General features: G+C 70.7%; 19 protein-coding genes. 7 read left to right on the top strand and 12 right to left on the bottom strand.

The features are described 5' to 3' along the window. Positions 1-148: 148 nt before the first annotated feature. Positions 149-2,464 (top strand): ATP-binding cassette domain-containing protein, encoded by a 2,316-nt coding sequence (locus tag ACQHII_RS42670; RefSeq protein WP_427924288.1) that lies wholly within the window; start codon positions 149-151, stop codon positions 2,462-2,464. Here ACQHII_RS42670 and ACQHII_RS42665 read toward each other — a convergent pair. From ACQHII_RS42665 to ACQHII_RS42635, 7 genes are all read right to left on the bottom strand, one after another. Next, positions 2,434-3,606: an alanine--tRNA ligase-related protein gene (locus ACQHII_RS42665; protein WP_427924287.1), complete on the bottom strand. Its 1,173-nt coding sequence runs from the start codon at positions 3,604-3,606 to the stop codon at positions 2,434-2,436. The two genes, ACQHII_RS42670 and ACQHII_RS42665, sit on opposite strands and share 31 nt — an antisense overlap. Positions 3,607-3,724: 118 nt before the next feature. Further along, positions 3,725-4,660 (bottom strand): lysophospholipid acyltransferase family protein, encoded by a 936-nt coding sequence (locus ACQHII_RS42660; protein WP_427924286.1) that lies wholly within the window; start codon positions 4,658-4,660, stop codon positions 3,725-3,727. Then, complete coding sequence (locus tag ACQHII_RS42655) at positions 4,660-5,433, bottom strand: GNAT family N-acetyltransferase (protein ID WP_427924285.1); 774 nt, start codon at positions 5,431-5,433, stop codon at positions 4,660-4,662. The genes ACQHII_RS42660 and ACQHII_RS42655 overlap by 1 nt, the downstream gene beginning before the upstream one ends. Before the next feature lie 172 nt (positions 5,434-5,605). Continuing rightward, complete coding sequence (locus ACQHII_RS42650) at positions 5,606-6,631, bottom strand: hypothetical protein (RefSeq protein WP_427924284.1); 1,026 nt, start codon at positions 6,629-6,631, stop codon at positions 5,606-5,608. 121 nt (positions 6,632-6,752) lie between these two features. Next, the gene (locus tag ACQHII_RS42645) at positions 6,753-7,502 is read right to left on the bottom strand and encodes a succinate dehydrogenase/fumarate reductase iron-sulfur subunit (RefSeq protein ID WP_427924283.1); all 750 of its coding nucleotides are present in this window, start codon (positions 7,500-7,502) and stop codon (positions 6,753-6,755) included. Beyond that, positions 7,499-9,451, bottom strand: coding sequence for a fumarate reductase/succinate dehydrogenase flavoprotein subunit (locus ACQHII_RS42640; RefSeq protein ID WP_427924282.1), 1,953 nt, complete (start codon positions 9,449-9,451; stop codon positions 7,499-7,501). The genes ACQHII_RS42645 and ACQHII_RS42640 overlap by 4 nt, the downstream gene beginning before the upstream one ends. A 1-nt stretch (position 9,452) precedes the next feature. After that, on the bottom strand, positions 9,453-10,124 hold the full coding sequence (locus ACQHII_RS42635) for a succinate dehydrogenase (RefSeq protein WP_427925532.1): 672 nt from the start codon (positions 10,122-10,124) through the stop codon (positions 9,453-9,455). 120 nt (positions 10,125-10,244) lie between these two features. Here ACQHII_RS42635 and ACQHII_RS42630 point away from each other — a divergent pair, with 120 nt between their 5' ends. Together ACQHII_RS42630 and ACQHII_RS42625 are read left to right on the top strand one after the other, a co-directional pair. After that, complete coding sequence (locus ACQHII_RS42630) at positions 10,245-11,126, top strand: LysR family transcriptional regulator (protein WP_427924281.1); 882 nt, start codon at positions 10,245-10,247, stop codon at positions 11,124-11,126. A gap of 44 nt (positions 11,127-11,170) precedes the next feature. After that, entirely contained in the window at positions 11,171-12,397 is a 1,227-nt protein-coding gene (locus ACQHII_RS42625) for a PQQ-binding-like beta-propeller repeat protein (RefSeq protein WP_427924280.1), read from the top strand. Positions 12,398-12,409: 12 nt separating this feature from the next. Here ACQHII_RS42625 and ACQHII_RS42620 read toward each other — a convergent pair whose 3' ends face one another. The 3 genes from ACQHII_RS42620 to ACQHII_RS42610 form a co-directional block, all read right to left on the bottom strand. Continuing rightward, the gene (locus ACQHII_RS42620; RefSeq protein ID WP_427924279.1) at positions 12,410-14,554 is read right to left on the bottom strand and encodes a putative bifunctional diguanylate cyclase/phosphodiesterase; all 2,145 of its coding nucleotides are present in this window, start codon (positions 14,552-14,554) and stop codon (positions 12,410-12,412) included. After that, a complete protein-coding gene (locus tag ACQHII_RS42615; protein ID WP_427924278.1) occupies positions 14,551-15,363 on the bottom strand; it encodes an SAM-dependent methyltransferase in 813 nt (270 codons plus the stop codon). The genes ACQHII_RS42620 and ACQHII_RS42615 overlap by 4 nt, the downstream gene beginning before the upstream one ends. Before the next feature lie 339 nt (positions 15,364-15,702). Further along, a complete protein-coding gene (locus tag ACQHII_RS42610; protein WP_427924277.1) occupies positions 15,703-16,662 on the bottom strand; it encodes an SCO0930 family lipoprotein in 960 nt (319 codons plus the stop codon). 269 nt (positions 16,663-16,931) lie between these two features. On the opposite strand from ACQHII_RS42610, the gene ACQHII_RS42605 reads away from it, so the two are divergent. From ACQHII_RS42605 to ACQHII_RS42595, 3 genes are all read left to right on the top strand, one after another. After that, positions 16,932-17,537, top strand: coding sequence for a hypothetical protein (locus ACQHII_RS42605; protein ID WP_427924276.1), 606 nt, complete (start codon positions 16,932-16,934; stop codon positions 17,535-17,537). 16 nt (positions 17,538-17,553) lie between these two features. Next, a complete protein-coding gene (locus ACQHII_RS42600) occupies positions 17,554-18,318 on the top strand; it encodes a DUF4239 domain-containing protein (protein ID WP_427924275.1) in 765 nt (254 codons plus the stop codon). Positions 18,319-18,552: 234 nt separating this feature from the next. Next, entirely contained in the window at positions 18,553-19,101 is a 549-nt protein-coding gene (locus tag ACQHII_RS42595) for a hypothetical protein (RefSeq protein WP_427924274.1), read from the top strand. Positions 19,102-19,196: 95 nt separating this feature from the next. Here ACQHII_RS42595 and ACQHII_RS42590 read toward each other — a convergent pair whose 3' ends face one another. Next, positions 19,197-19,700 (bottom strand): hypothetical protein, encoded by a 504-nt coding sequence (locus ACQHII_RS42590; RefSeq protein WP_427924273.1) that lies wholly within the window; start codon positions 19,698-19,700, stop codon positions 19,197-19,199. Between the two features lie 332 nt (positions 19,701-20,032). Here ACQHII_RS42590 and ACQHII_RS42585 point away from each other — a divergent pair, with 332 nt between their 5' ends. Beyond that, the gene (locus ACQHII_RS42585) at positions 20,033-20,704 is read left to right on the top strand and encodes a class F sortase (RefSeq protein ID WP_093623622.1); all 672 of its coding nucleotides are present in this window, start codon (positions 20,033-20,035) and stop codon (positions 20,702-20,704) included. 39 nt (positions 20,705-20,743) lie between these two features. Here ACQHII_RS42585 and ACQHII_RS42580 read toward each other — a convergent pair whose 3' ends face one another. Beyond that, positions 20,744-21,583: a polysaccharide deacetylase family protein gene (locus ACQHII_RS42580; protein WP_427924272.1), complete on the bottom strand. Its 840-nt coding sequence runs from the start codon at positions 21,581-21,583 to the stop codon at positions 20,744-20,746. Between the last annotated feature and the right edge of the window lie 67 nt (positions 21,584-21,650).

Raw genomic sequence — 21,650 nt, 5'->3', positions numbered from 1 at the left:
TATGGCCTGGCCGGACGCAGGACGGTGGACACACGCGACTCCGCGGCGACCGCTTTCCGTGTCTTCCAACGTGGCACAGCCCGGACACCGCCGCACCCCCGCAGGTCAGCGGGCGTCCCCGGCCCGGGTCGCATAGACTCGCCGGGTCATGCACAGCCCCTACGTCCGCGTCCGCGGCGCCCGTGAGCACAACCTCCAGGGCGTCGACGTCGACATCCCGCGGGACGTGCTGGCCGTGTTCACGGGCGTCTCCGGTTCCGGGAAGTCGTCCCTCGCCTTCGGCACGATCTACGCCGAGGCCCAGCGCCGCTACTTCGAGTCGGTCGCGCCGTACGCCCGCAGGCTGATCCACCAGATCGGCGCCCCGAAGGTCGGTGAGATCACCGGCCTCCCGCCCGCCGTCTCACTCCAGCAGCGGCGCTCGACGCCCACGTCCCGCTCCTCGGTGGGCACGGTCACCAACCTCTCCAACTCTCTGCGGATGCTGTTCTCCCGCGCCGGCGACTACCCGCCCGGCGCCGGACGCCTCGACTCGAACGCGTTCTCCCCCAACACGGCGGCGGGCGCGTGCCCCGAGTGTCACGGCCTCGGCCGGGTGCACCGCACGACCGAGGAGTCCCTGGTCCCCGACCCCTCGCTCTCGATCCGTGAGGGCGCGGTCGCCGCCTGGCCGGGCGCCTGGCAGGGCAAGAACCTGCGCGACATCCTCGACACCCTCGGCCACGACGTCGACGTACCGTGGCGCGAGCTCCCCGCCGAACAGCGGGAGTGGATCCTGTTCACGGACGAGCAGCCGGTGGTCACGGTCCATCCGGTCCGGGACTCCGACCGCATCCAACGCCCGTACCAGGGCACGTACATGAGCGCCCGCCGCTACGTCATGAAGACCTTCGCGGACACGAAGAGCCCCACGCTCCGGGCCAAGGCGGAACGCTTCCTGACCAGCGCCCCCTGCCCGCTCTGCGGAGGCGGCAGGCTGCGCGCCGAGTCCATGGCGGTGACCGTCGCGGGCCGTACGATCGCCGACCTGGCCGCGCTGCCGCTGGCGGAGTTGGCGGGCACGCTGGGCGGTACCTCGGAGGCGGCCCGCGTCCTCACCGAGAACCTCACCTCCCGCATCGCCCCCGTCCTCGAACTCGGCCTCGGCCACCTCAGCCTGGACCGCGCGACCCCCACCCTCTCCCCCGGCGAACTCCAACGCCTGCGCCTGGCAACGCAGTTGCGCTCCGGCCTGTTCGGTGTCGTGTACGTCCTGGACGAACCGTCCGCCGGACTGCACCCCGCCGACACCGAGGCCCTGCTCGCGGTGCTGGACCGGCTGAAGGCCGCAGGCAACTCGGTGTTCGTCGTGGAGCACCACCTCGACGTCATGCGCGCCGCCGACTGGCTGGTGGACGTGGGCCCGCTGGCCGGCGAGCACGGCGGGCGGGTGCTGCACAGCGGACCGGTCGCCGACCTGGCGAAGGTGAAGGAGTCGGCGACGGCCCGCTTCCTCTTCGACCGCTCACCGACCCCCGCCCGCGACGTCCGTTCCCCTTGGGGCGAGTTGAAGGTCGGCCCGGTCACCCGGCACAACCTGCGGGACGTGACCGCGGAGTTCCCGTTGGGCGTGTTCACCACGGTCACGGGCGTCTCGGGCTCCGGAAAGTCGACCCTCATCGGCGAGATCACCGGGGAACTGCCGGGCGTGGGACGGCTGGTGTCGGTCGACCAGAAGCCGATCGGCCGCACCCCTCGCTCCAACCTCGCCACCTACACCGGCCTCTTCGACGTGGTCCGCAAGGTCTTCGCGGCCACCGACGAGGCACGGCAACGGCGTTACGGCGTGGGCCGGTTCTCCTTCAACGTGCCGGGCGGCCGCTGCGAGACCTGCCAGGGCGAGGGATTCGTCAGCGTCGAACTGCTCTTCCTCCCGAGCACCTACGCACCCTGCCCGGACTGCGGCGGCGCCCGCTACAACCCCGAGACACTCCAAGTGACGTACCGGGAACGGAACATCGCCCAGGTCCTCGACCTGACGGTGGAGGCCGCGGCGGACTTCTTCGCGGACGCGGACACCCCGGCCGTGAGCCGCAGCCTCACCACACTCCTCGACGTCGGCCTCGGCTACCTCCGACTGGGCCAGCCCGCCACGGAGCTGTCCGGCGGCGAGGCCCAACGCATCAAGCTGGCAGGCGAGTTGCAGCGCACCCGACGCACCCACACCCTCTACGTCCTCGACGAACCGACCACCGGCCTCCACCCGGCCGACGTCGAGGTCCTGCTGCGCCAGCTCCACGGACTGGTCGACGCCGGCCACACCGTGATCGTGGTCGAGCACGACATGGCGGTGGTGGCGGGCGCGGACTGGGTGATCGACCTGGACGCCGGCCGGATCGTGGCGACGGGCCGACCGAGGGAGGTGGCGGGGGCGTCGGGGAGCGCTACGGCCCCCTATTTGAGGAGGGCCCTGGCAACCTCCTGACCCCACAGGCCGTCGACCAATTCACGGGGCAACCCATGAGTGTCGTGCAGGTAGCGGTAGTTCTCCTCACTCAGCGGCCCCCGGAACTCCGGCCGCGACAACACCCGCCGCCCCCGCTCCAGAAGCCGCTCGAACCCCCGCTCCTCGTCCATCAGCACATCCCGCACGACATCGCCCCCGAGCGACTGCCGAAAGTGGTCGAGCGTGTGCTCGACAAGCTCCCCCGGCAGATCACCCAGCGTGCGCGAGGGATCCTCGCGCCGCAAAACCGTGAGCAACCGCCGCACCAGCCGCCGTAGGACATACCCGCGCCCGGTGTTGGACGGCCGTACCCCGTCGCCGAGGACCACGACACTCGACCGCAGGTGGTCGCAGACCAGCCGCACCGAGTGCTCGTCCAGATCCCACAGCGGTGGAACCAACCGCATCCACGGCTCGAACAGATCCGTCTCATAGACCGACCGGCACCCTTGGAGGACGGAGACGAACCGCTCCAACCCCATGCCCGTATCGACGTTGACCTGCCGCAGCGGCAGGAGTTCGCCGTCCTCGCCACGTTCGTACCGCATGTGCACGTGGTTCCAGATCTCCACCCAGCGCGAGTCGGTGGTGGGGCTGCCCTCCGGTGGGCCGTCGCCGGTCCAGAAGAAGATCTCGGAGTCGGGGCCGCAGGGGCCGGTCGGTCCGTTGGACCACCAGTTCTCGTCGTGGGTCGGCTCGACGGGGAGGCCCAACTCCCGCCAGGTTTCCAGGGATTCGAGGTCCGTGTCGAAGACGGTGACATACAGCTTCTCGCGCGGGATGCCGAAGCCGTCCCGCAGCAGCTCGTACCCCCAGCGCAGGCTCTGCGGATGACCGTAGTCGCCCAGCGACCAGGAGCCGAGCATCTCGAACACGGTGAGGTGGGTGGGGTCGCCGACTTCGTCGAGGTCGGTGGTGCGCAGACAGCGCTGGACGTTGGTCAGGCGTCGGCCCTGTGGATGGGGGCGGCCCTGGAGGTAGGGCGTGAGCGGGTGCATGCCGGAGGTGGTGAAGAGGACCGGGTCGGAGGGCGGTGGGAGCAGGGTGCTGCCGGTGATCGGCTCGTGTCCGCGTTCGCGGTAGAAGTCGAGGAAGGTGCGGACGGTGTCGTCGGCGTTCATGGCGGTGGGTCCTTCTGGTCGGGTGGGGACCGGAAAGGAACCGCGGGGAGACCTGCGCAGAGGCTGGAAACGACACGTCCCGGCGGTCCGTTTCCGGCCGCCGGGAGAGGTGGTGAAGTCAGGCGTCGGCGGCCGGCGAGCTGGTCGCTCGCGCGGTCGCGGTGCCGGTGTGCCTGATGATCCTCATGGCCGCGACGCTAGCAGGACGCCTCCGCGTCGTCCTGCGAATTTTCACCGGGGTCCGCGCCACCGAGGTGCAGTGGTCCGGGTGGTGGGCCCGGCCCGAGACCCCGGTCTGCGCGGCATGGGCGAGGGAGCGGCGGTCGGGGTGGCTGCCGGGCGCTATGGTCTCCCCCACCTCGACGTCGGCGACCAGTCCGCGCGTCGACACCACCCGCCACACCGAGGTGAGCAGCGAGTCGCTGCCCACGAAGGCGGGCGCTGTGCTGGCCGTACCGCCGTCCGTGACGTAGTGCAGGCCGACCGGCTGGACGGGTACGCCGGCGTCCAGCGCGGCCTGGAAGACGGCCCGCCGGAAGTGTCCCTGGGCCAGGCCGCACCAGGTGCTGCCCTCGGGGAAGACGGCGACCGCTCCGCCGGCGCGCAAGGCGCCCGCGATGGAGGCGACCGCCTCGGGCAGGGCCCGCAGCCGGTCACGGTCGATGAACAGGGCGCCGCTGCCCGCGGTGAGGGTCCCGGCGACGGGCCAGTGCCGGATCTCGGCCTTGGCCAGCATGCGGGCCGGGCGTACGGCGGCCATCAGCGGGATGTCCAGCCACGAGATGTGGTTGGCGACCAGCAGCAGCCCGCCGGTGGGCGTCGTACTGCCGGTGATACGGAGCCGGATGCCGGCGGCCCGGACGATCGTCCGGCACCACCAGCGCACCACGCGGGCCGGGATGCGCCCGCCGATGGGGGTGAGGGCGGCCCCGACGGCCACCACGACCAGTACGGCCACGAATCGCAGCACGGCGCGCGGTACGGCCGTGACGGACCCCGTCGACCCGATGCACGTCCTGGGGGTGCAGGGCGCGCTGGGCAGCCAGACGCTCATCAGGCCGGGACGAGCGAGAGGAAGTGCCGCAGATAGCGCGGGTTGACCCGGCGCATCGACAGCAGCACGTACAGGTCGGCGACCCCGAAGTCCGGGTCGTGGGCGGGCTCGCCGCAGACCCAGGCGCCGAGGCGGACGTAGCCGCGCAGCAGCGGCGGGAGTTCGACGCGGTCGGCGGGGCGGGTGACGCCGTCGGGGCTCCAGGGGAGCAGCGGGCGTACCCGGAACTCCTCGGGGGCGAGGTGCTTGGCGCTGACCCGGTCCCAGGTGCCGGCGGCGAGGGCGCCGCCGTCGGCGAGCGGGATGGAGCAGCAGCCGGCCAGCCATTCGTGGCCGCGGTCGACCATGTAGCGGGCTATGCCGGCCCAGATGAGGCCGATGACCGTGCCGTCGCGGTGGTCGGGGTGGACGCAGGAGCGGCCGACCTCGACGAGGCCCGGGCGGATCGAGTCGAGGGGGGCGAGGTCGAACTCGCTCTCCGAGTAGAGCCGTCCGGCGACCGCGGCGCGCTCCGGCGGCAGCAGCCGGTAGGTGCCGACCACCTGTCCGGTGACCGTGTCGCGGACGAGGAGGTGGTCGCAGTAGGCGTCGAAGGCGTCCACGTCCAGGCCGGGCTGCGGGCTGGACAGGTGGGCGCCCATCTCCCCGGCGAAGACGTCGTGCCGCAGCCGCTGCGCGGCACGTACGTCGTCCTCGTCACGGGCGAGCGTGACGGTGTAGCGGGTCGGCGCGGCGGGCTGCGAGGGACGGTCGAGGGTGGAAACGCCGGTCATGGCTCTCCCTGATCACGGGCCGGGTTCGGCGGAGGAACTGGCTGGCCGGTTCCGTATGTCCGGTCGCAACAGTTCTTCCGATGCCGGGCGTCCTGCGCGTGACCTGTGCCCGGAGCAGGGATGTGGGGTTGTTGAACGGCGTCCCCGCGCCCGGGCCCTCAGGGTGTGCCGCTCACTTCGGCGGGGCGCACCGCCCCAGCCACTCCTGGGCCTCGTCGGCGCCGAGCACCCGCTCCAGCACCAGGTCACCGGCCATCCCGGGGAAGAACCGGCCGGCGGGCCACCCCCGCTTGTACGGCGGCGGGTCGAGGACCACCACCCGTACGCCTTCAACGACCGGGATGTCCGTGGGAGTTCCCTCGTTCCACACCCATTCGCCGTCCGGGGTCACGAGGTTGAAGGATCCGGTGGTCGGCACCTGCCCCGGGGCGTCCCGGCACACGGCCGCCTCCTGCGCGGAGGGCGCCTCCCCCGGCACGTGTCCGCCGCCGATGAGGACGTCGGCGAGGAGGGTGTGCAGTTGGAAGGTGTCGCCGATGCCGGTCATGCGGAGCAGATATCCGGTGCCGGTGGGGCGGTGGAGGGCGAGGAGGGGTTCGTCGTCGAGGACGAGGAGGGCATGGTGCAGGCATTTGAAGTCGTGGCCGGACGCCTCCCGTATCTCGTGCAGGGCGCGCAGGAGACCGAGGCGGGTTTCGGCCCGGAGTGTGGTGCGCACCACCGGGCGGTTGAGCATGGCCACGGAGGCCATCTCCCACTGTTGCAGGGTGATCCAGCCGACGGCGGCGTCCTGTCCGACCCGTTCGAGGGCGGCCTCGGTGAGGGCGGCCGGGTCGGGATCGGGGAATTCTCCGCCGCCGGTCGCCGCCCAGCGTGCGCTGAACTCCTGGGCGACACCGAGTACTTCGGCCAGTCCCTCGAAGATGTGCGGCGCACAGGCGCCGGCGTCCGCGCCCCGCTCGACACAGGCGCCGATCAGTACGGCGACCAGGGCGCGGGGCCCGGGCGGCACCGTCGGCAGCAGTGCGGCCAGGCGCGGGCCGACCTGGGCGAGATCGTCGTCCCGCGCGTGCTCGAAGTTCCGCTTTATCTCCTCCATCGCCTGCTGCGAACGCTCGCCGTCCCCCTGGCGCACGGCGGTCTCGAAGCCCGCCACCGCGTCGAGGAACCGCGCCTTCCCCTTGCCTGTGAAGATCATGTGGGCAGCCTACCGAGGGGGCGATGCCTGGCGGGACCGGGGATGAGCACCACTCCCGGTCCCGCCCGTCCGCATCTTGTCGGCGAACGTTCTTGTCCCGTAAGGGAGTTCGTGGGGCGGTTCAGCGCTTGGCGACCTTGCGGGTCGCCCGGAGCCACTCCTTGTTCATGCTGGTGATGGAGACCAGCGGGATGCCCTTCGGGCAGGCGGTGGCGCACTCGCCGGCGAGGGTGCAGCCGCCGAAGCCCTCGTCGTCCATCTGGGCCACCATGTCGAGGACGCGGGTCTCGCGCTCGGGTGCGCCCTGCGGGAGGACGTTGAGGTGGTTGACCTTGGCGGAGGTGAACAGCATCGCCGCGCCGTTCGGGCACGCGGCCACGCACGCCCCGCAGCCGATGCACTCGGCGTGCTCGAAGGCGGAGTCGGCGTCCGGTTTCGGCACCGGTGTGGCATGGGCCTCGGGGGCCGCGCCCGTCGGCGCGGTGATGTAGCCGCCGGCCTGGATGATCCGGTCGAAGGCCGAGCGGTCCACGACGAGGTCCTTGACGACTGGGAAGGCCGAGGCACGCCACGGCTCGATGTCGATCGTGTCGCCGTCCTGGAAGGACCGCATGTGGAGCTGGCAGGTGGTGGTGCGCTCGGGGCCGTGCGCGTCGCCGTTGATGACGAGGCTGCACGCGCCGCAGATGCCCTCGCGGCAGTCGTGGTCGAAGGCGACCGGGTCCTCTCCCTTGAGGATGAGTTCCTCGTTGAGGGTGTCGAGCATCTCCAGGAAGGACATGTCGGAGGAGATTCCGTCCACTTGGTAGGTGGACATGGCGCCTTCGGCGTCGGCGTTGCGCTGCCGCCAGACGCGCAGGGTGAGCTTCATGCGTAGCTCCGCTGAGTGGGGTGGACGTACTCGAAGACCAGGTCTTCCTTGTGCAGTACGGGAGATGAGCCGGTGCCGGTGAACTCCCAGGCGGCCGCGTAGCCGAACTCCTCGTCCCTGCGCGCCGCTTCGCCGTCCGGGGTCTGCGACTCCTCGCGGAAGTGGCCGCCGCAGGACTCGGCGCGGTTGAGCGCGTCGAGGCACATCAGCTCGGCGAGTTCGAGGTAGTCGACGACGCGGTTCGCCTTCTCCAGCGACTGGTTGAACTCCTCGCCCGTACCCGGGACCTTGATCCGCCGCCAGAACTCCTCGCGGATCTGCGGGATGCGCTCCAGTGCCTTGCGCAGTCCGCTGTCGGTGCGGGCCATTCCGCAGAACTCCCACATGAGTTCGCCGAGTTCGCGGTGGAAGGAGTCCGGGGTGCGGTCGCCGTCCACTGCCAGCAGCAGGTTGATGCGGTCCTCGGTCTCGGCCAACACCTCCTGTACGGCGGGGTGTTGGAGGTCGATCTCCTCGTGTCCGGGATGGCGCGCGAGGTAGTCGTTGATGGTCGCCGGGAGCACGAAGTAGCCGTCGGCGAGGCCCTGCATCAGCGCGGAGGCGCCGAGGCGGTTGGCGCCGTGGTCGGAGAAGTTGGCCTCGCCGATCGCGAACAGGCCGGGGATCGTGGTCTGGAGGTCGTAGTCGACCCAGAGGCCGCCCATCGTGTAGTGCACGGCGGGGTAGATCCGCATGGGGACCGTGTACGGGTCCTCGGCGGTGATCCGGGCGTACATGTCGAAGAGGTTGCCGTACTTCTCCTCGACGGCCTTGCGGCCCAACCGCCGTATGGCGTCGGCGAAGTCGAGGTAGACGCCCTGTCCGCCGGGACCCACTCCCCTGCCCTCGTCGCAGACGTTCTTGGCGGCCCGGGAGGCGATGTCGCGGGGCACCAGGTTGCCGAAGGACGGGTAGATGCGCTCCAGGTAGTAGTCGCGCTCGTCCTCGGGGATCTGGCTCGGCGGGCGCTCGTCGCCCTTTGCCTTCGGCACCCAGATGCGGCCGTCGTTGCGCAGCGACTCGCTCATCAGCGTCAGCTTGGACTGGTGCTCGCCGGTGCGCGGGATACAGGTCGGATGGATTTGCGTGAAGCACGGGTTGGCGAAGAGCGCGCCACGCCGGTGGGCCCGCCAGACGGCGGTCGCGTTGGAGTTCATGGCGTTCGTCGACAGGTAGAAGACGTTGCCGTAGCCGCCGCTGGCGAGGACGACCGCGTCCGCGAAGTACGTGTCGATACGGCCGCTGACGAGATCGCGTGCCACGATCCCGCGTGCCTTGCCGTCGATGACGATCAGGTCGAGCATCTCGGTGCGCGGGTGCATCTCGATGTTCCCGGCGGCGATCTGCCGGGAGAGCGCCTGGTAGGCGCCGAGGAGGAGCTGCTGCCCTGTCTGGCCCCGGGCGTAGAAGGTGCGGGACACCTGCACGCCGCCGAAGGAGCGGGTGTCGAGCAGGCCGCCGTACTCCCTCGCGAACGGCACGCCCTGTGCCACGCACTGGTCGATGATCTCCACCGAAATCTGCGCCAGGCGGTGGACGTTGGACTCCCGCGCCCTGAAGTCGCCGCCCTTGACGGTGTCGTAGAAGAGGCGGTGGACGGAGTCGCCGTCGTTGCGGTAGTTCTTCGCCGCGTTGATACCGCCCTGGGCGGCGATGGAGTGGGCGCGGCGCGGAGAGTCCTGATAGCAGAACTGGACTACGTGGTAGCCCTGTTCGGCGAGGGTGGCGCCGGCGGAGCCGCCCGCGAGGCCGGTGCCGACGACGATCACCGTGTGTTTGCGCCGGTTGGCGGGGTTGACGAGTTTCGCCTCGAAACGGCGGGTGTCCCAGCGCTCGTTGATGGGGCCGGTGGGCGCCTTGGTGTCGGTGACGGGTTCGCCGGTCGTGAAGTCCGCGTATTCCAGGGTCATTTCAGCTCACCACTCCGGTCATGACGCCCACGGGGACGGCGATGAAGCCGGCCGTGAGCAGCAGTGCGAGGACATTGGCGATGGTCTTCAGGGCGCGGTCGCGGCTGCGGCTGCCCGCGCCGAGGGTCTGGGCCGCGCTCCAGAATCCGTGCCGGACGTGCAGGCCGAGGGCAAGCATCGCGACGATGTAGATGGTGTCGCCGTACCAGGTGGAGAAGGTGTCCACGACGTTCTGGTACGGGTGGCCCTCCTGGAAGCCGCCGGAGTGCACGGTCCCGGTGGTCAGGTCGAGGATGTGCCAGACGATGAACAGGGCGAGGATGATCCCGCCCCAGCGCATGGTGCGGGTGGCGTACGTCGCCCGGGGTTTCCTGTGCACGTACTTGCTGGGGCGTGCCCTGATGTCGCGGCGGCTGAGCTGGTACGCGGAGACGGCGTGCGCGACGACGGCGACGACGAGGACGATCCGGATCAGCCAGAGCGTCCACTCGTAGTGCATGAAGGGTTCGCCGACGGTGCGCAGCCAGTGGGCGTAGTGGTTGAACTCGCCCGCGCCGAAGAAGATCTTCAGGTTCCCGATCATGTGGACGACCAGGTACAGCAGCATGATCAGGCCGCTGACGGCCATCACTGTCTTCTTGCCGACGGAGCTGTCCCACACCGTGCGCGCCATCGACGGCCGTCGGTCCGTCCGCGTTGCCAGAGCCATGTCCACGGACGTTAGGCGGCGGAAGGTCGATCGGTCCAAGACATGATCCGCCTGGATTCCATAGGCTACGACTATCATGGCTGCATGCAGTTCCAGCAGCTCCAGTACTTCGTGGCCGTCGCCGAGACCCGGCACTTCACCCGGGCCGCCGATCTCGTCCATGTCGCCCAGCCCTCGCTGTCCCAGCAGATCAAGGCGCTGGAGCGGGAGTTGGGGGCGGATCTGTTCCTGCGGGCCCGGGGCAACATCACGCTCACGGACGCGGGCGAGGCGCTGCTGCCGCTCGCGCGCCGCATCCTCGCGGACGCGGACACGGCCCGGCACGAGGTCCTCGAACTGGTCCAGCTCCGCAGCGGCCGGATCCGCCTGGGCGCGACCCCGAGCCTGTGCACGGGCCTGCTGCCGGACGTGCTGCGCGCCTTCCACGACCGCTATCCCGGCATCCGGCTGCTGATCGAGGAGGGCGGTTCGCACGATCTCGTACGCGAACTCGCGCGCGGCGCCCTGGACCTGGCCCTGGTGGTGCTGCCGCTGCCCACTCCGTCACCGGCACTGACGACGGTGGAGCTGCTGCGCGAGGACCTGGTGGTCGTGTCGTCACCGGAGGCTCCGGTGCCGGGCCGGGGGCGGACGGTGCGGATCTCCGATCTGGAGGGCGAGCGCCTGGTGATGTTCCGGCACGGCTACGACCTGCGGGAACTGACCGTCGCCGCGTGCCGCGCCGAGGGCTTCGAGCCGGACTTCGCGGTGGAGGGCGGCGAGATGGACGCGGTGCTCGGCTTCGTACGGGCGGGGCTCGGCGTGGCCGTGGTCCCGCGCATGGTCGCGACGAAGTCCGGGCGGGGGCTGCGGGTGATCCCGCTGGCCCGGCCCGGTCTGCACCGGACGATCGCGCTCGCGCACCGCAGCGATGTGGCGCCGCCGCGGGCGGCCAGAGAACTGCAACGCATGCTGCTGGAGCGCTGATCGTCCGTACGATGAACCCTTCGCGTACGAGGGGGGAACCAGAGATGCGAAGAACATGGCTGGCCGGTGTGCCGCTGGTCGGGCTGATACTCGCGGGCTGCTCGGGCTCGGGGAGCACGCCTTCCGGCGAATCGATTCGTACGACGGTTTCGGCATCCGCGCCGAGCAGCGTCTCGCCGACCCCCGTCACCGACTCGGGCTGGCATGCGTGGACCGCCTCCTACCCGGCGGAGGACGGCCGTTGCGAGGCGACGGCTCACCAGGTCGTGTGCCGCACCGGTTCCGGCGGTTTCGTCGGGCGGTCCCGCAGCACCGGCCAGGTCACCTGGTCCGTCCCGCCGACCGGCCGCGGCAAGGACGCGGAGCTTGTCGTCGACTCGGCCACCGAACGGGCCGTGACCAGCTCCGGCGCGACCCTGAGCGCGGCGAATCTGCGCACGGGCAAGGCCGCCTGGACACGTCGGCTGACCGACGGGTCCACCGTCCCGGTGGTCATCAGGGTGGCGGACGGGACCGTCTACGTTCTCGAGACCACGACGGCGGGCACGGGGATCAGCACCCTCGCCGCCTTCCGGGCGTCCGACGGCAAGCCGCTGTGGCACCGCAGCGCCGCGGTGGATCCGCACGGGGACATGGCCGTCTTCGGGGGCCGTGTCTACACCACCGACGGCACGACGGTCACCGCCCGCGACACCCGCACCGGGGCGAAAGTGGCGACCAGCGCCCAGGGTGTCGAGTGCCCGAACCTCATCTCCGGCGGCAAGTTCCTCGTGTGCACCGGCAGCCCGTACTTCGCCGGGGACACCTTTCCCCCGCTCCAGCGCCTGGACCCGGACACGCTCCGGCCGCTGAAGACAGCCGAGGACACAGGAGACAAACCCGAGCGCGGGGTGATCTCGTCCGACGGCGTGCTCGTGCTGTACGAGGCCCCTGCGGAGGATTCGAGCGCCGGCACTTGGAACGCGTACGACCTCGTCCACCCCAAGAGGCTGTGGAGCTACTACGACACCACGGAGGAGGGGGAGTTGGCGGGTGACCGGTTCCTCACCTTCACCCCGGTCAACGACGCCGCCGCCAGGGACCGGGTGATCTCGATCGACCTGCGCGCCGGCCCGAAGGGGACCGGCGACGCCGCGCCTCGCATGTCCCCGCGGTACTCACAGGCGAGGGGCGGGGAGTACCCCAGGCTCGCCGTGCCGGGCGGCGACCCTGGCCATGTCCTCGTGCAGGCGGGCACCCATCGCAGCCTGCGGTCGGTCCCGCTGCCCTGAGGCAGCGGTCGCTCAGCCCGTCGCGTCGACCAGCGCCAGGTCGTGCAGCCGCTCCGGCGGGCCGGGGCGGGCGTAGTACCAGCCCTGGGCGGTGTCGCAGCCGAGTATCCGCAACTGCTCGGCCTGCGCGCCCGTCTCGACGCCCTCGACCGTCACCGCGAGGTTCAGGCTGTGGGCGAGGGAGACAATGCCCTCGACGATCTTGAGGTCGACGGGGTCGGCCGGGAACTGCTGCATGCCCTGGGTGAAGGAACGGTCCAACTTGAGGATGCTCACGGGCAGACGGCGGAGGTTGGCGAGGTTGGAGTAGCCGGTGCCGAAGTCGTCGAGGGCGATGTCGACGCCCATCTCGGCCAGTTGGCGCAGCGGCTTGAGGAGGTCGTCGTCGGCGCCGATGAGCGCGGACTCGGTGACCTCCAGGCAGAGCGCGTCGGGGCTGACGCCCGCCCGCTCCAGGATGTCGACGGTGTCCTGCACCAGGCCGGGGTGGCTGAGCTGGCAGGGCGAGAGGTTGACGTTGATGCGCAGCGGTCCGGTGGCGTCGTTGCCGCCGTGTCGTTCCTGCCACTGCTTGGCCTGCCGGACGGACTGGTCGAGGACCCAGCGGCCCAACGGCACGATCAGGCCGGTGTGTTCGGCGAGCGGGATGAACCGGTCGGGGCCGAGCACACCGTGCTGCGGATGCAGCCAGCGGACCAGGGCCTCGGCGCCGCGCACACTGCCGTCGCCGAGGTGGACCAGCGGCTGGTACTCGATGAAGAACTCGCCTCGGTCCAGGGCGGCCGGAAGTGCCGTCGTCAGACCGTGGCGGGTGATCGCGCGGGCGTCGGCCTCGGGGTCGGCGAGTTCGAAGCGGTTGCCGCCCGCCGACTTGGCCCGGTACATCGTGATGTCGGCGCTGCGCAGTACCTCCGCCGGGCCGCGCTCGCCGGCCGGGCCCTCGACGATGCCGATCGAGCCGCGCACGGTGAGGTCACGGCCGTCGATGCTGACGGGGGTGATGAGCGCGTTCATGATGCGGCCGGCGAGTTCGTCGACCTCGCGCTCGGTGTCGGGGCCGGTGGTCAGCGCCACGAACTCGTCGCCGCCGAGCCGGGCGACCATCTCGCCGGGCGCGGTCGCGCAGGACTGGAGCCGGTCGGCGACCTCGACGAGCAGCCGGTCGCCGGCCGCGTGGCCGAGGCTGTCGTTGATGGTCTTGAAGCCGTCGAGGTCGAGGTAGCAGAGCCCGAACCGCTGGTTGTCGCCCGCGCCGAGCGCCTTCTCCAGGCGTTCGAAGAACAGGGTGCGGTTGGGGAGGCCGGTGAGGGCGTCGTGGGTCGCCTCGTAGCGCAGCCGCAGGTTCAGCAGCCGGCGCTCGGTGGTGTCCTCCATGAGGGCCAGCTGGTACTGCGGGTTGCCGTCGGCGTCGCGCAGCAGGGAGACGGTGAGGTTGGTCCACAGGACCGTTCCGTCAGGCCGGTAGAACGCCTTCTCGACGTGGTAGTGCTCGCGTTCGCCGCGGACGAGTTCGTCGTAGAGGGTCCAGGTCTGGGGCGCGTCGTCCGGGTGGGTCCATTCGCGGACGTTGCGGCCGCCCATGGTCTGGTCGGAGATGCCGAACATGCGCAGCAGCGCGCCGTTGACCTGGAGGATGTTGCCTTCGAGGTCTGCCATGCCGATTCCTATGGCCGCGCCCTCGAAGACCGCGCGGAAACGGGCCTCCGTCGCGTGCAGGGCCTGGGCGACGACGCCCTGGGCCTGGAGGGCGGCCACCGAGATGGCCTCCTGCTCGGCGAGGGTGCGCTCGCGCAGCTCCTGGGCGAAGCCGGCGGCCATGGCGTGCTGGAGGCGGGCCGAGCGGATCCGCAGGTCCTCCTGGGAGCCGTCGCCGCCGCAGTAGAGCACCAGGTAGGCGTCGACGCACTCCAGGGTGCGGCTGAGGGCGTCGGGGTCGGTGCAGTGCGCGGCGACGAGGGCGGCGCCGACCTGCTTGCCCTCCTCGGCCTCGAAGGTCCTGGCGCGCAGCGCGTCGCTCAACCGCCGTGCCAGCGGCAGGAGCAGCTCCTCGAACTCCGGGCGGGTCAGCGAGGTCGAGGTCGCCGGGAACACCGCCCGGCTCCAGATGGTCGCGAACCTGCGCAGTCTGTCCTCCGGCCCGTCCGGCTCCGCGATCACGCCGTGCGTCCTACGCCGGCGAATCCGGAGAACGAATACGGATCCTCGTCCTCCGGTGCGGTGTCGGGCCGCCAGTCCGGCATCGGCACCAGTCCGGGTTCCACCATGTCGTACCCCTCGAAGAACCGCGCGATCTCGTCGCGCGAGCGCATGATCAGCGGATTGCGAATGTCCTTGTACACGTCGACCGCGCCCTCTGCCCGCTCCGGTGGCAACGGGATTCCCTCGTACGAGGCGTGAGTGAGGATCAGCAGGCTGCCGGGCGCGAGTGCGTCGCGCAGCTGTGCCACCGCTCCGTACGGGTCGTCCGCGTCTTCCACGAAGTGCAGTATGGCAACGAGAAGGAGGGCCACTGGCCGATTCACGTCGATCAGGCGCTGAACCTCGGCGCTCGCCAGGATCTCCTGGGGCTTGCGGAGGTCGGCCGCGACGACGTCCGCGGTCAGGTTGCCCGCGAGGACCGCCTGGCTGTGCGCGACCGCCACCGGGTCGTGGTCGACGTACAAGACATGGGCGCCGGGGCTGGCCTCCTGGGCCACCTCGTGGACGTTTCCGAAGGTGGGGATCCCGGAGCCGATGTCGAGGAACTGGGTGATGCCCTCGGCCGCCGCGAAGCGGACGGCGCGGCGCATGAACGCCCGGTTCGCCTGCATGATCTTGGGAAGTCCCGGGAGGAACTCCATGGCCTTGCGGGCCGCCTCCCGGTCGACCTCGAAGTTGTGCGAACCGCCCAGGTAGTAGTCGTAGATACGCGAAACGCTCGGCACCGAGATGTCGATGCTTCGTGGTGCCCAGGCGGGACGCTCCATGTATCTCTCCAAGGCGTAGGCGATCCGGTGTTCGAGCTGAGGCTACTGATCGCCCGCCAAAGGAGCGAGCGGAAACGGAAATTGACCGTCCGTTCCCGGTCACTGCCTTCGGCACGTGCCGAATTGACGTGCGGGGACACGCGGAGAGGCGCGGAGAATGCCGGAATTCGCCGCGTGTGAAATGCCAAAGCGGCCCGCCCCCTCCGTGCGGTGCGGAGGGGGCGGACCTGTGGTCGTACGCGCTGCTGTGTTCGGCATTCTTGTCGCTTGCCCGCGTCCCTCCCTTCCGCGTATCCGTTGCCGAGTGGGCGGGGGCGATCAACCCTGGGGAGGTTCTCGCTACGCCGCGGGCGCGCCGACCGCTTTTCCTTCAGGGGAGACGGCGTACCAAGTGCCGCCCACGCCCTGACCGTTGGTCTGTCCGGCGGCCGTGTCACCGGAGAAGGTGTAGATCGGCCAGCAGTCGACGGTCATCTGCTTGGCGCCGTCGGACCGGGTGAAGCCCATGAGGCCCTTCTTCTCGACGCCCTTGGTGTCGTTCGCCGAGACGATCCCGACGGCCGGCCACTTCTCCGCGCAGGCACCGACGCAGTTCGAGACGGACTTCGGCCATGCCTTGTCCTTGAGGAAGCGGTAGACCGTGTGGCCGTTCTTGTCGACGACGATGTCGCCGAGCTTGGCGTCCTTGCGGACGGAGAGGCCGGGCAGCGAGGCGAGGGTCGCCTTCTTGCCGTCGGGGGCGAGCGCGTACCACTTGCCGCCCACACCCTGGCCGTTGACGTCACCGGCGTTGACGTCCTTGGCGTAGCGGTAGGCGGGCCAGCCGCCGATGGTCAGCTGCTTGGTGCCGTCGGAGCGGGTCACCTCGCCGATGAGGGACTTGTCGATACCGGCGCCGGCGGTGGCGTCGTCGGCGGGAACCGGCGGCCACGTGGTGGCGCAGTCGCCGTCGCAGTTCGACTTGGGGGGATTGGCCGTGTCGGCGTCGAAACGGTAGAGGGTCAGCCCCGCTCCGTCGCTCAACACCTTGCCGAGGTCGGGGTTGTTGGCAACGGTCAGCTGGCCCGCGGGCTCGGCCGCCGCGGCCTGCTGGCCGTCTGCGCCATAGCCGTTGCTCGCGGAGCTGGGGCTCGACGTCGCGGCCCCCACGCTGCCATAACCTCCGGCCGCCGCCGTGGCACCGACGTTCTGTGCCGCAGAGGAAGGTGTGGTCACATTTTCCGAACCGCACGCCGCCGTCAGCACCATGACGGACACGGCCGTCGCCGCGAGTGAGGCGCTCCGCCAGGAGGTATTCATCGTCAACTCCCCATAATCACCTGGATGTTGCAGCGCCCGTCTGTGCCGCCGCACGGTCCTAGGTACGGGTGGGGACCACGGAAGTGTTCAACGGCCGCACAAATTTCTTTCCGACACCTGTGACACAGCGGTCGCGTCGTATGCGCGTACGCATCCGGCCACCTCCGACAGTCGGATCGTCAAACCGTCGCACAGCGCCTTCCACTCGTTCGGGGCAATCCCCTCGCGCTCCCGCGCGCGCGGCCCCGCGAGGCCTCATGATCTTCGTCGTGCATGGACCCGAACCGACCCGAACCGCCCTCGCCGCAAGGGTGTTGACCCTGGTGACGCTCACCTGGCTGCTGACGGGCGCACCGGCGGGCCCGGCGGCGGCCGACGCGTGCGCGTACGCCTCCACCGGGCCGGACGGCACGCAGGCGGTGGCGGTGGCCGGTGGCGACTCCTGGCCGACGCCCCCGGCCTGCGAGAAGCCGACCCCGGAACCGCCCCCGCCGCCCTGCCCCTCACCGACACCCACTCCGCCACCGCCGAAACCCACTCCGCCTCCCCCGCCGAAGCCGACGCCCACCCCGACGCCGAAGCCCCGGCCCACACCCAAACCCACGCCTCCGCCGCCCGCTCCGGCGCCCCGCCCGGCGCCCGCGGCTCCGCTGCCCAGGCCCGCCCCGACGCCCACGCCCACACCGACCCCGCCGCCGAAACCGACACCGAAGCCGAGGCCCGCCCCGCATCCCGCGGCGACCCCGGTGAGTTATCCGAAGTACCACGCCCAGCCGCGCCCGCGGCCCGCCACCGGCCGGACGCCGCCGGTCGTCTACGTCCTGCTCATCACCCTGCCCGCGGTGATCGCCATCGCCGCGCTGCGTCCGCGCTGATCCCCGGAGGAAACCCTTGTCGGAATGGCTTGTTCTCGCCCTCGCGATGGCGGCGGCCTGTGTCGTCGTCGTCATCGTCACCTTCCTGCGCGAACGCGCGGCGTCCGAGGACGAGGACCCCAGCGAGACCCCGGACGTCATCGAGTACATGACGATGTGGATCGGCGTGGTGTACGCCATCGTCCTGGGTCTGGCGATCGCCGGTGTCTGGGAGGCCCGCAGCGCCGCCCAGGACCATGTGCAGGCGGAGGCGCAGGCACTGCACGAGATCTCGGAGCGGGTGCGGGCCTATCCGCCGGACGAGCGCGACCGCATCCGGGCAGATGTCGACGCCTACGTCTCACAGGTCGTCAACACCGAGTGGAAGACGATGGCGGACCACCAGAAGCTCACCCAGCGCGGCACCGACCTCCTCCAGCGCATCCGTGCGGACGTCACCGACTACCAGCCGAAGACGGACTTCCAGGCGCAGGCCTACCAGCCGCTCGTCGAGCAGGTCGCCGCGGCCGACCTGGCCCGCAGCGCCCGCGCGGACTCCACCGGGGCGACGATGCCGGCGGTGGTGTGGTTCGGGCTGCTCGCCGGTGCGGTGATCACCATCGGCATGGTCTTCGCGCTCCAGATCCGGCGTACGAAACGCGAGCTCATCCTCGCCGGGCTGTTCTCGGCGCTGATCGCCTTCCTGCTGTTCCTGATCTGGGACTTCGACGCGCCCTACAGCCGTGGCATCACGGCGTCCGCGCAGCCGTTCCTGAACCTCTTCCCGCACATCAAGGACTGACGGCCCCTCACCGGGACCGGCCGGGGGGCCACTCGCCGGGGGGCGTCCGCCACGCCGCGGCCGTCCCCCGGTCGCAGGAACGGCGTCCCCTGTGCGGCCCACACCGTTGCCCCATTCGCGCGACTGGGATCGCGGGAGCGCACACATGTTCCTAGCGTTTCGGACATCGAGGTGCATTTACGGCGCCAGCGGAAAAGGTCCGCGGCTGCTCCTCGGGGACCCGGAGGAACCACCATGCGCGCGATACGCGTCGCCTCGGCCACACTGCTGGGCATCAGCGCCCTCGCCCTCGCGGCGCCGGCCGCCGTCGCGAAGGGCGACGGCAACCACAACATCACGCCGTTCGGCTTCAGCGTCCTGCCCTCGACGATCGCGGCGGGCGGTCAGGTGACCTTGCAGGTCGACCGCGACAGCGGCGGGTGCAAGGGCTCGGTCACCGTCTCCTCCGGGGTCTTCGACACCGTCAGGATCTCGCCGGGCCAGTCCTCGGCGACCGCGATGGTCGACTGGGACGCCAGGCCGGGCGCGGTGTACCAGGTGACGTTCACGTGCAACGGCGAGAGCGGCTCCACGGGTCTGACCATCGCCACCGGCCGCACCAACAACAACGTCCAGCCGCTCCAGCCGGCGCAGCAGATGCCCCGGGGGGTACGGGCCGGTGAGGGCGGCAGCATCGCCGGCTTCGACCTCAAGGAGCTCGGCATCGGCGCGGCCCTCATCGCGGGCTCGGTCGGGGCGGCGTACCACTTCTCCCGTCGCCGTACCGGGGAGGACGGCGCCTGACACACCACCGCCCGCACAGGCCTTCGCCCCGGAACCCGAAAGGGTCCGGGGCGAAGGCCTGTTGCGTGCCTCGCGACCTCCGAAGGGGGAGGAGGTCAGATGAGGCGCTCGCTGCGGCGGCGCATCCAGAACACCCCGCCGCCCACGACGGCCGCGGCGACCAGGCCGCCGCCGATCGCCATGTCGGTCGGGGTCGCCCCGGCGCTGCTGCTGCCGCCGAGACCGCCGCGGACACCGCCGATGACGGTGTAGGCGGAGTCCCGGGTCAGCACGGAGCCGTTCCGGCAGCGCACGGTGATGCTGTACGGGCCCGGACCGGCGTTCCGGCTGATCCGCGCCGTTCCGCTGGCGGTCTGGCCGGCCCCGCCGACGAGCGAGGACAGGTTCGCGGGGCGTTCGAAGCCGGGCGAGTTGGCGGTGGCGCCGGTGAAGCAGCCGTCGACCGTGACGGTCAGCTGGCCGCCGCGGGCGATCACGCTGGGCAGGGCGACGATGTTGCTGGGGCTCTCCCCCATGCCGTCCGCGAGGGCCGCCGGGGCGGCGAGCCCCAGGACGGCAACCGCGGCACCGGCGGCAGCCAGGGCACGAGTTGTACGCATGTCATCCTCCGCGGAAGGCGCCCCGGGACCCGTCCCCGGTCGATCGGCGAGAAAACGCCTCCCAGACGCACCCTCAGATGCCTTGCACGCGCCCGCATTTCGGGAATGGTCCGTCCTGGTGAGGGGACACGCCGAGGGAGAACCGGACAATCGGATATTGCCGCAGGTCACGGACCGTCAGAAAATTCCTGCCGCCTCTTCCTCATATGGCGCACATAAGGATGACCGGGCCACCCGTTCGCGCCTGCCCCGTCGCCGGTTCCGCATTCGGGACTTAGCGTTCTCGTATGCGCGATTGACGTGGCGACGGCCGCGTCGAGAGGGGATGGCGAATGTCTGCGTCCGAGCTGTCCGAGCTTGCCGAAGAGGAGGAGCGGCAGAAGAAGCGCGCCCCGTGGGGAGTGATAGCGCTTGTTCTGCTGACCGGTCTCGCGCTCATTCGGAATGGTTCGGGAGAGTTCGATGTGGGTCCGCCGCAGCCGGCTTCGGCGGCTGCCGCCGACAGCCGGACCGGCGTCGGCACCTTCGGCAAGGCCCCGGCCCCGCTCCCGTACTCCGTCGCCGACCGGGTCAGAATTCCCGCGATCCGCGTCGACGCCCCGGTCATGCCGGTGGGCCTGGACGCGGACGGCTGGGTCGGCGCGCCGCCGCCGGAGGACCCGAACCTGGCGGGCTGGTTCACCGGTGCCGTCTCGCCCGGCGAGAAGGGCACTGCGGTCGTCGTCGGCCATGTCGACAACAAAATGGGCCCCGCCGTGTTCTACGGACTCGGGGCCCTCAAGAAGGGAAATCGCGTCGAGGTCGAGCGCAAGGACGGAAAGACGGCCGTATTCGAGATCTACGGCATCGAGGTCTTCGAGAAGAGCAACTTCCCCGGCGACCGCGTCTACGCCTCCAAGGGAACTCCGGAACTCCGCGTCATCACCTGCGGAGGCGGTTTCTCCAAGCAGAACGGCTACGACGGGAACGTCGTCGTCTTCGCCCGCCTGGTCGAGGTCCGCTGAGCGTTTCCCCGGCCGGGCGGGCGAAGACCCGTCGACCCGTCAGGTGGTCCGGCGGCGCGGCAAAGTCATGTGATAGCCGGAGTCGAGCAGGTGCGGCAGATATTCACGCAGCGCCTTCACGCTCTGGGAACGGTCGCCCCCGGCGTCGTGCGAGAGCACCACGACACCGGGGGCGGCGCCGTCCTCGACCGCGTTGACGATGTGGCGGACGCCGGGGGTGTCCCAGTCGAGGGTGTCGACGGTCCACGCGAGGGGCTCCATGCCCAGCTCGGAGCCGAGTTGGAAGGCGGCCCGGTTCCAGGCGCCGTAGGGGGCGCGGAACCACAGGGGCCGTTCCCCGTAGGCGTCCTCGATGACGTCGCTGGTGCGTTCCATCTCGGAGCGGATCTGGCTCCGGGTCAGCTTGGTGAGGAGGGGGTGCGACCAGGTGTGGTTGCCGACGACGTGGCCCTCGTCGGACATCCGGGCCAGGATGTCGCGGTTCCAGTCGGCCATCTCGCCGCACACGAAGAACGTGGCGCGGACGTCGTACTCGGCGAGGGTGTCCAGGATGTGCGGGGTGTAGCGGGGGTCGGGTCCGTCGTCGAAGGTGAGCACCATGGTGTTGCCGCGTCCGGACATGCGCAGGAACGGTTCGTGCCGTACCGGGACGTGGGCGAGGGTGGTGTGGGGTGCGCCGTATCCGGCCACGGGCTGGAGGCGGTAGGAGGAGGGCTTGCGCGCGAGGCGCCGTGGGGGCCCGGCGGCGGGGGCGGCGGCTTTGACGGGGGCGTCGTCCGAGAGTCCGGAGTACAGCAGACCGGCGGTGCCGGCCGCCCCGACGGCGGCGGCGCCGGCGAGCAGGGCCCGTCGGCGCGTGAGCGACTGATCCTTCTTCATGACTCATCAGTCGCCCGGCTGGGGACCGCCGCCCCACGTCGACACCGGAGCGGCGGCAGGAAAACAC

The sequence above is a fragment of the Streptomyces sp. cg40 genome, assembly GCF_050320165.1.
Taxonomy (GTDB): domain Bacteria; phylum Actinomycetota; class Actinomycetes; order Streptomycetales; family Streptomycetaceae; genus Streptomyces; species Streptomyces hokutonensis.
Note: the sequence above shows the minus strand (reverse complement) of the source record. Positions and strands in the feature narration are given on the sequence as shown.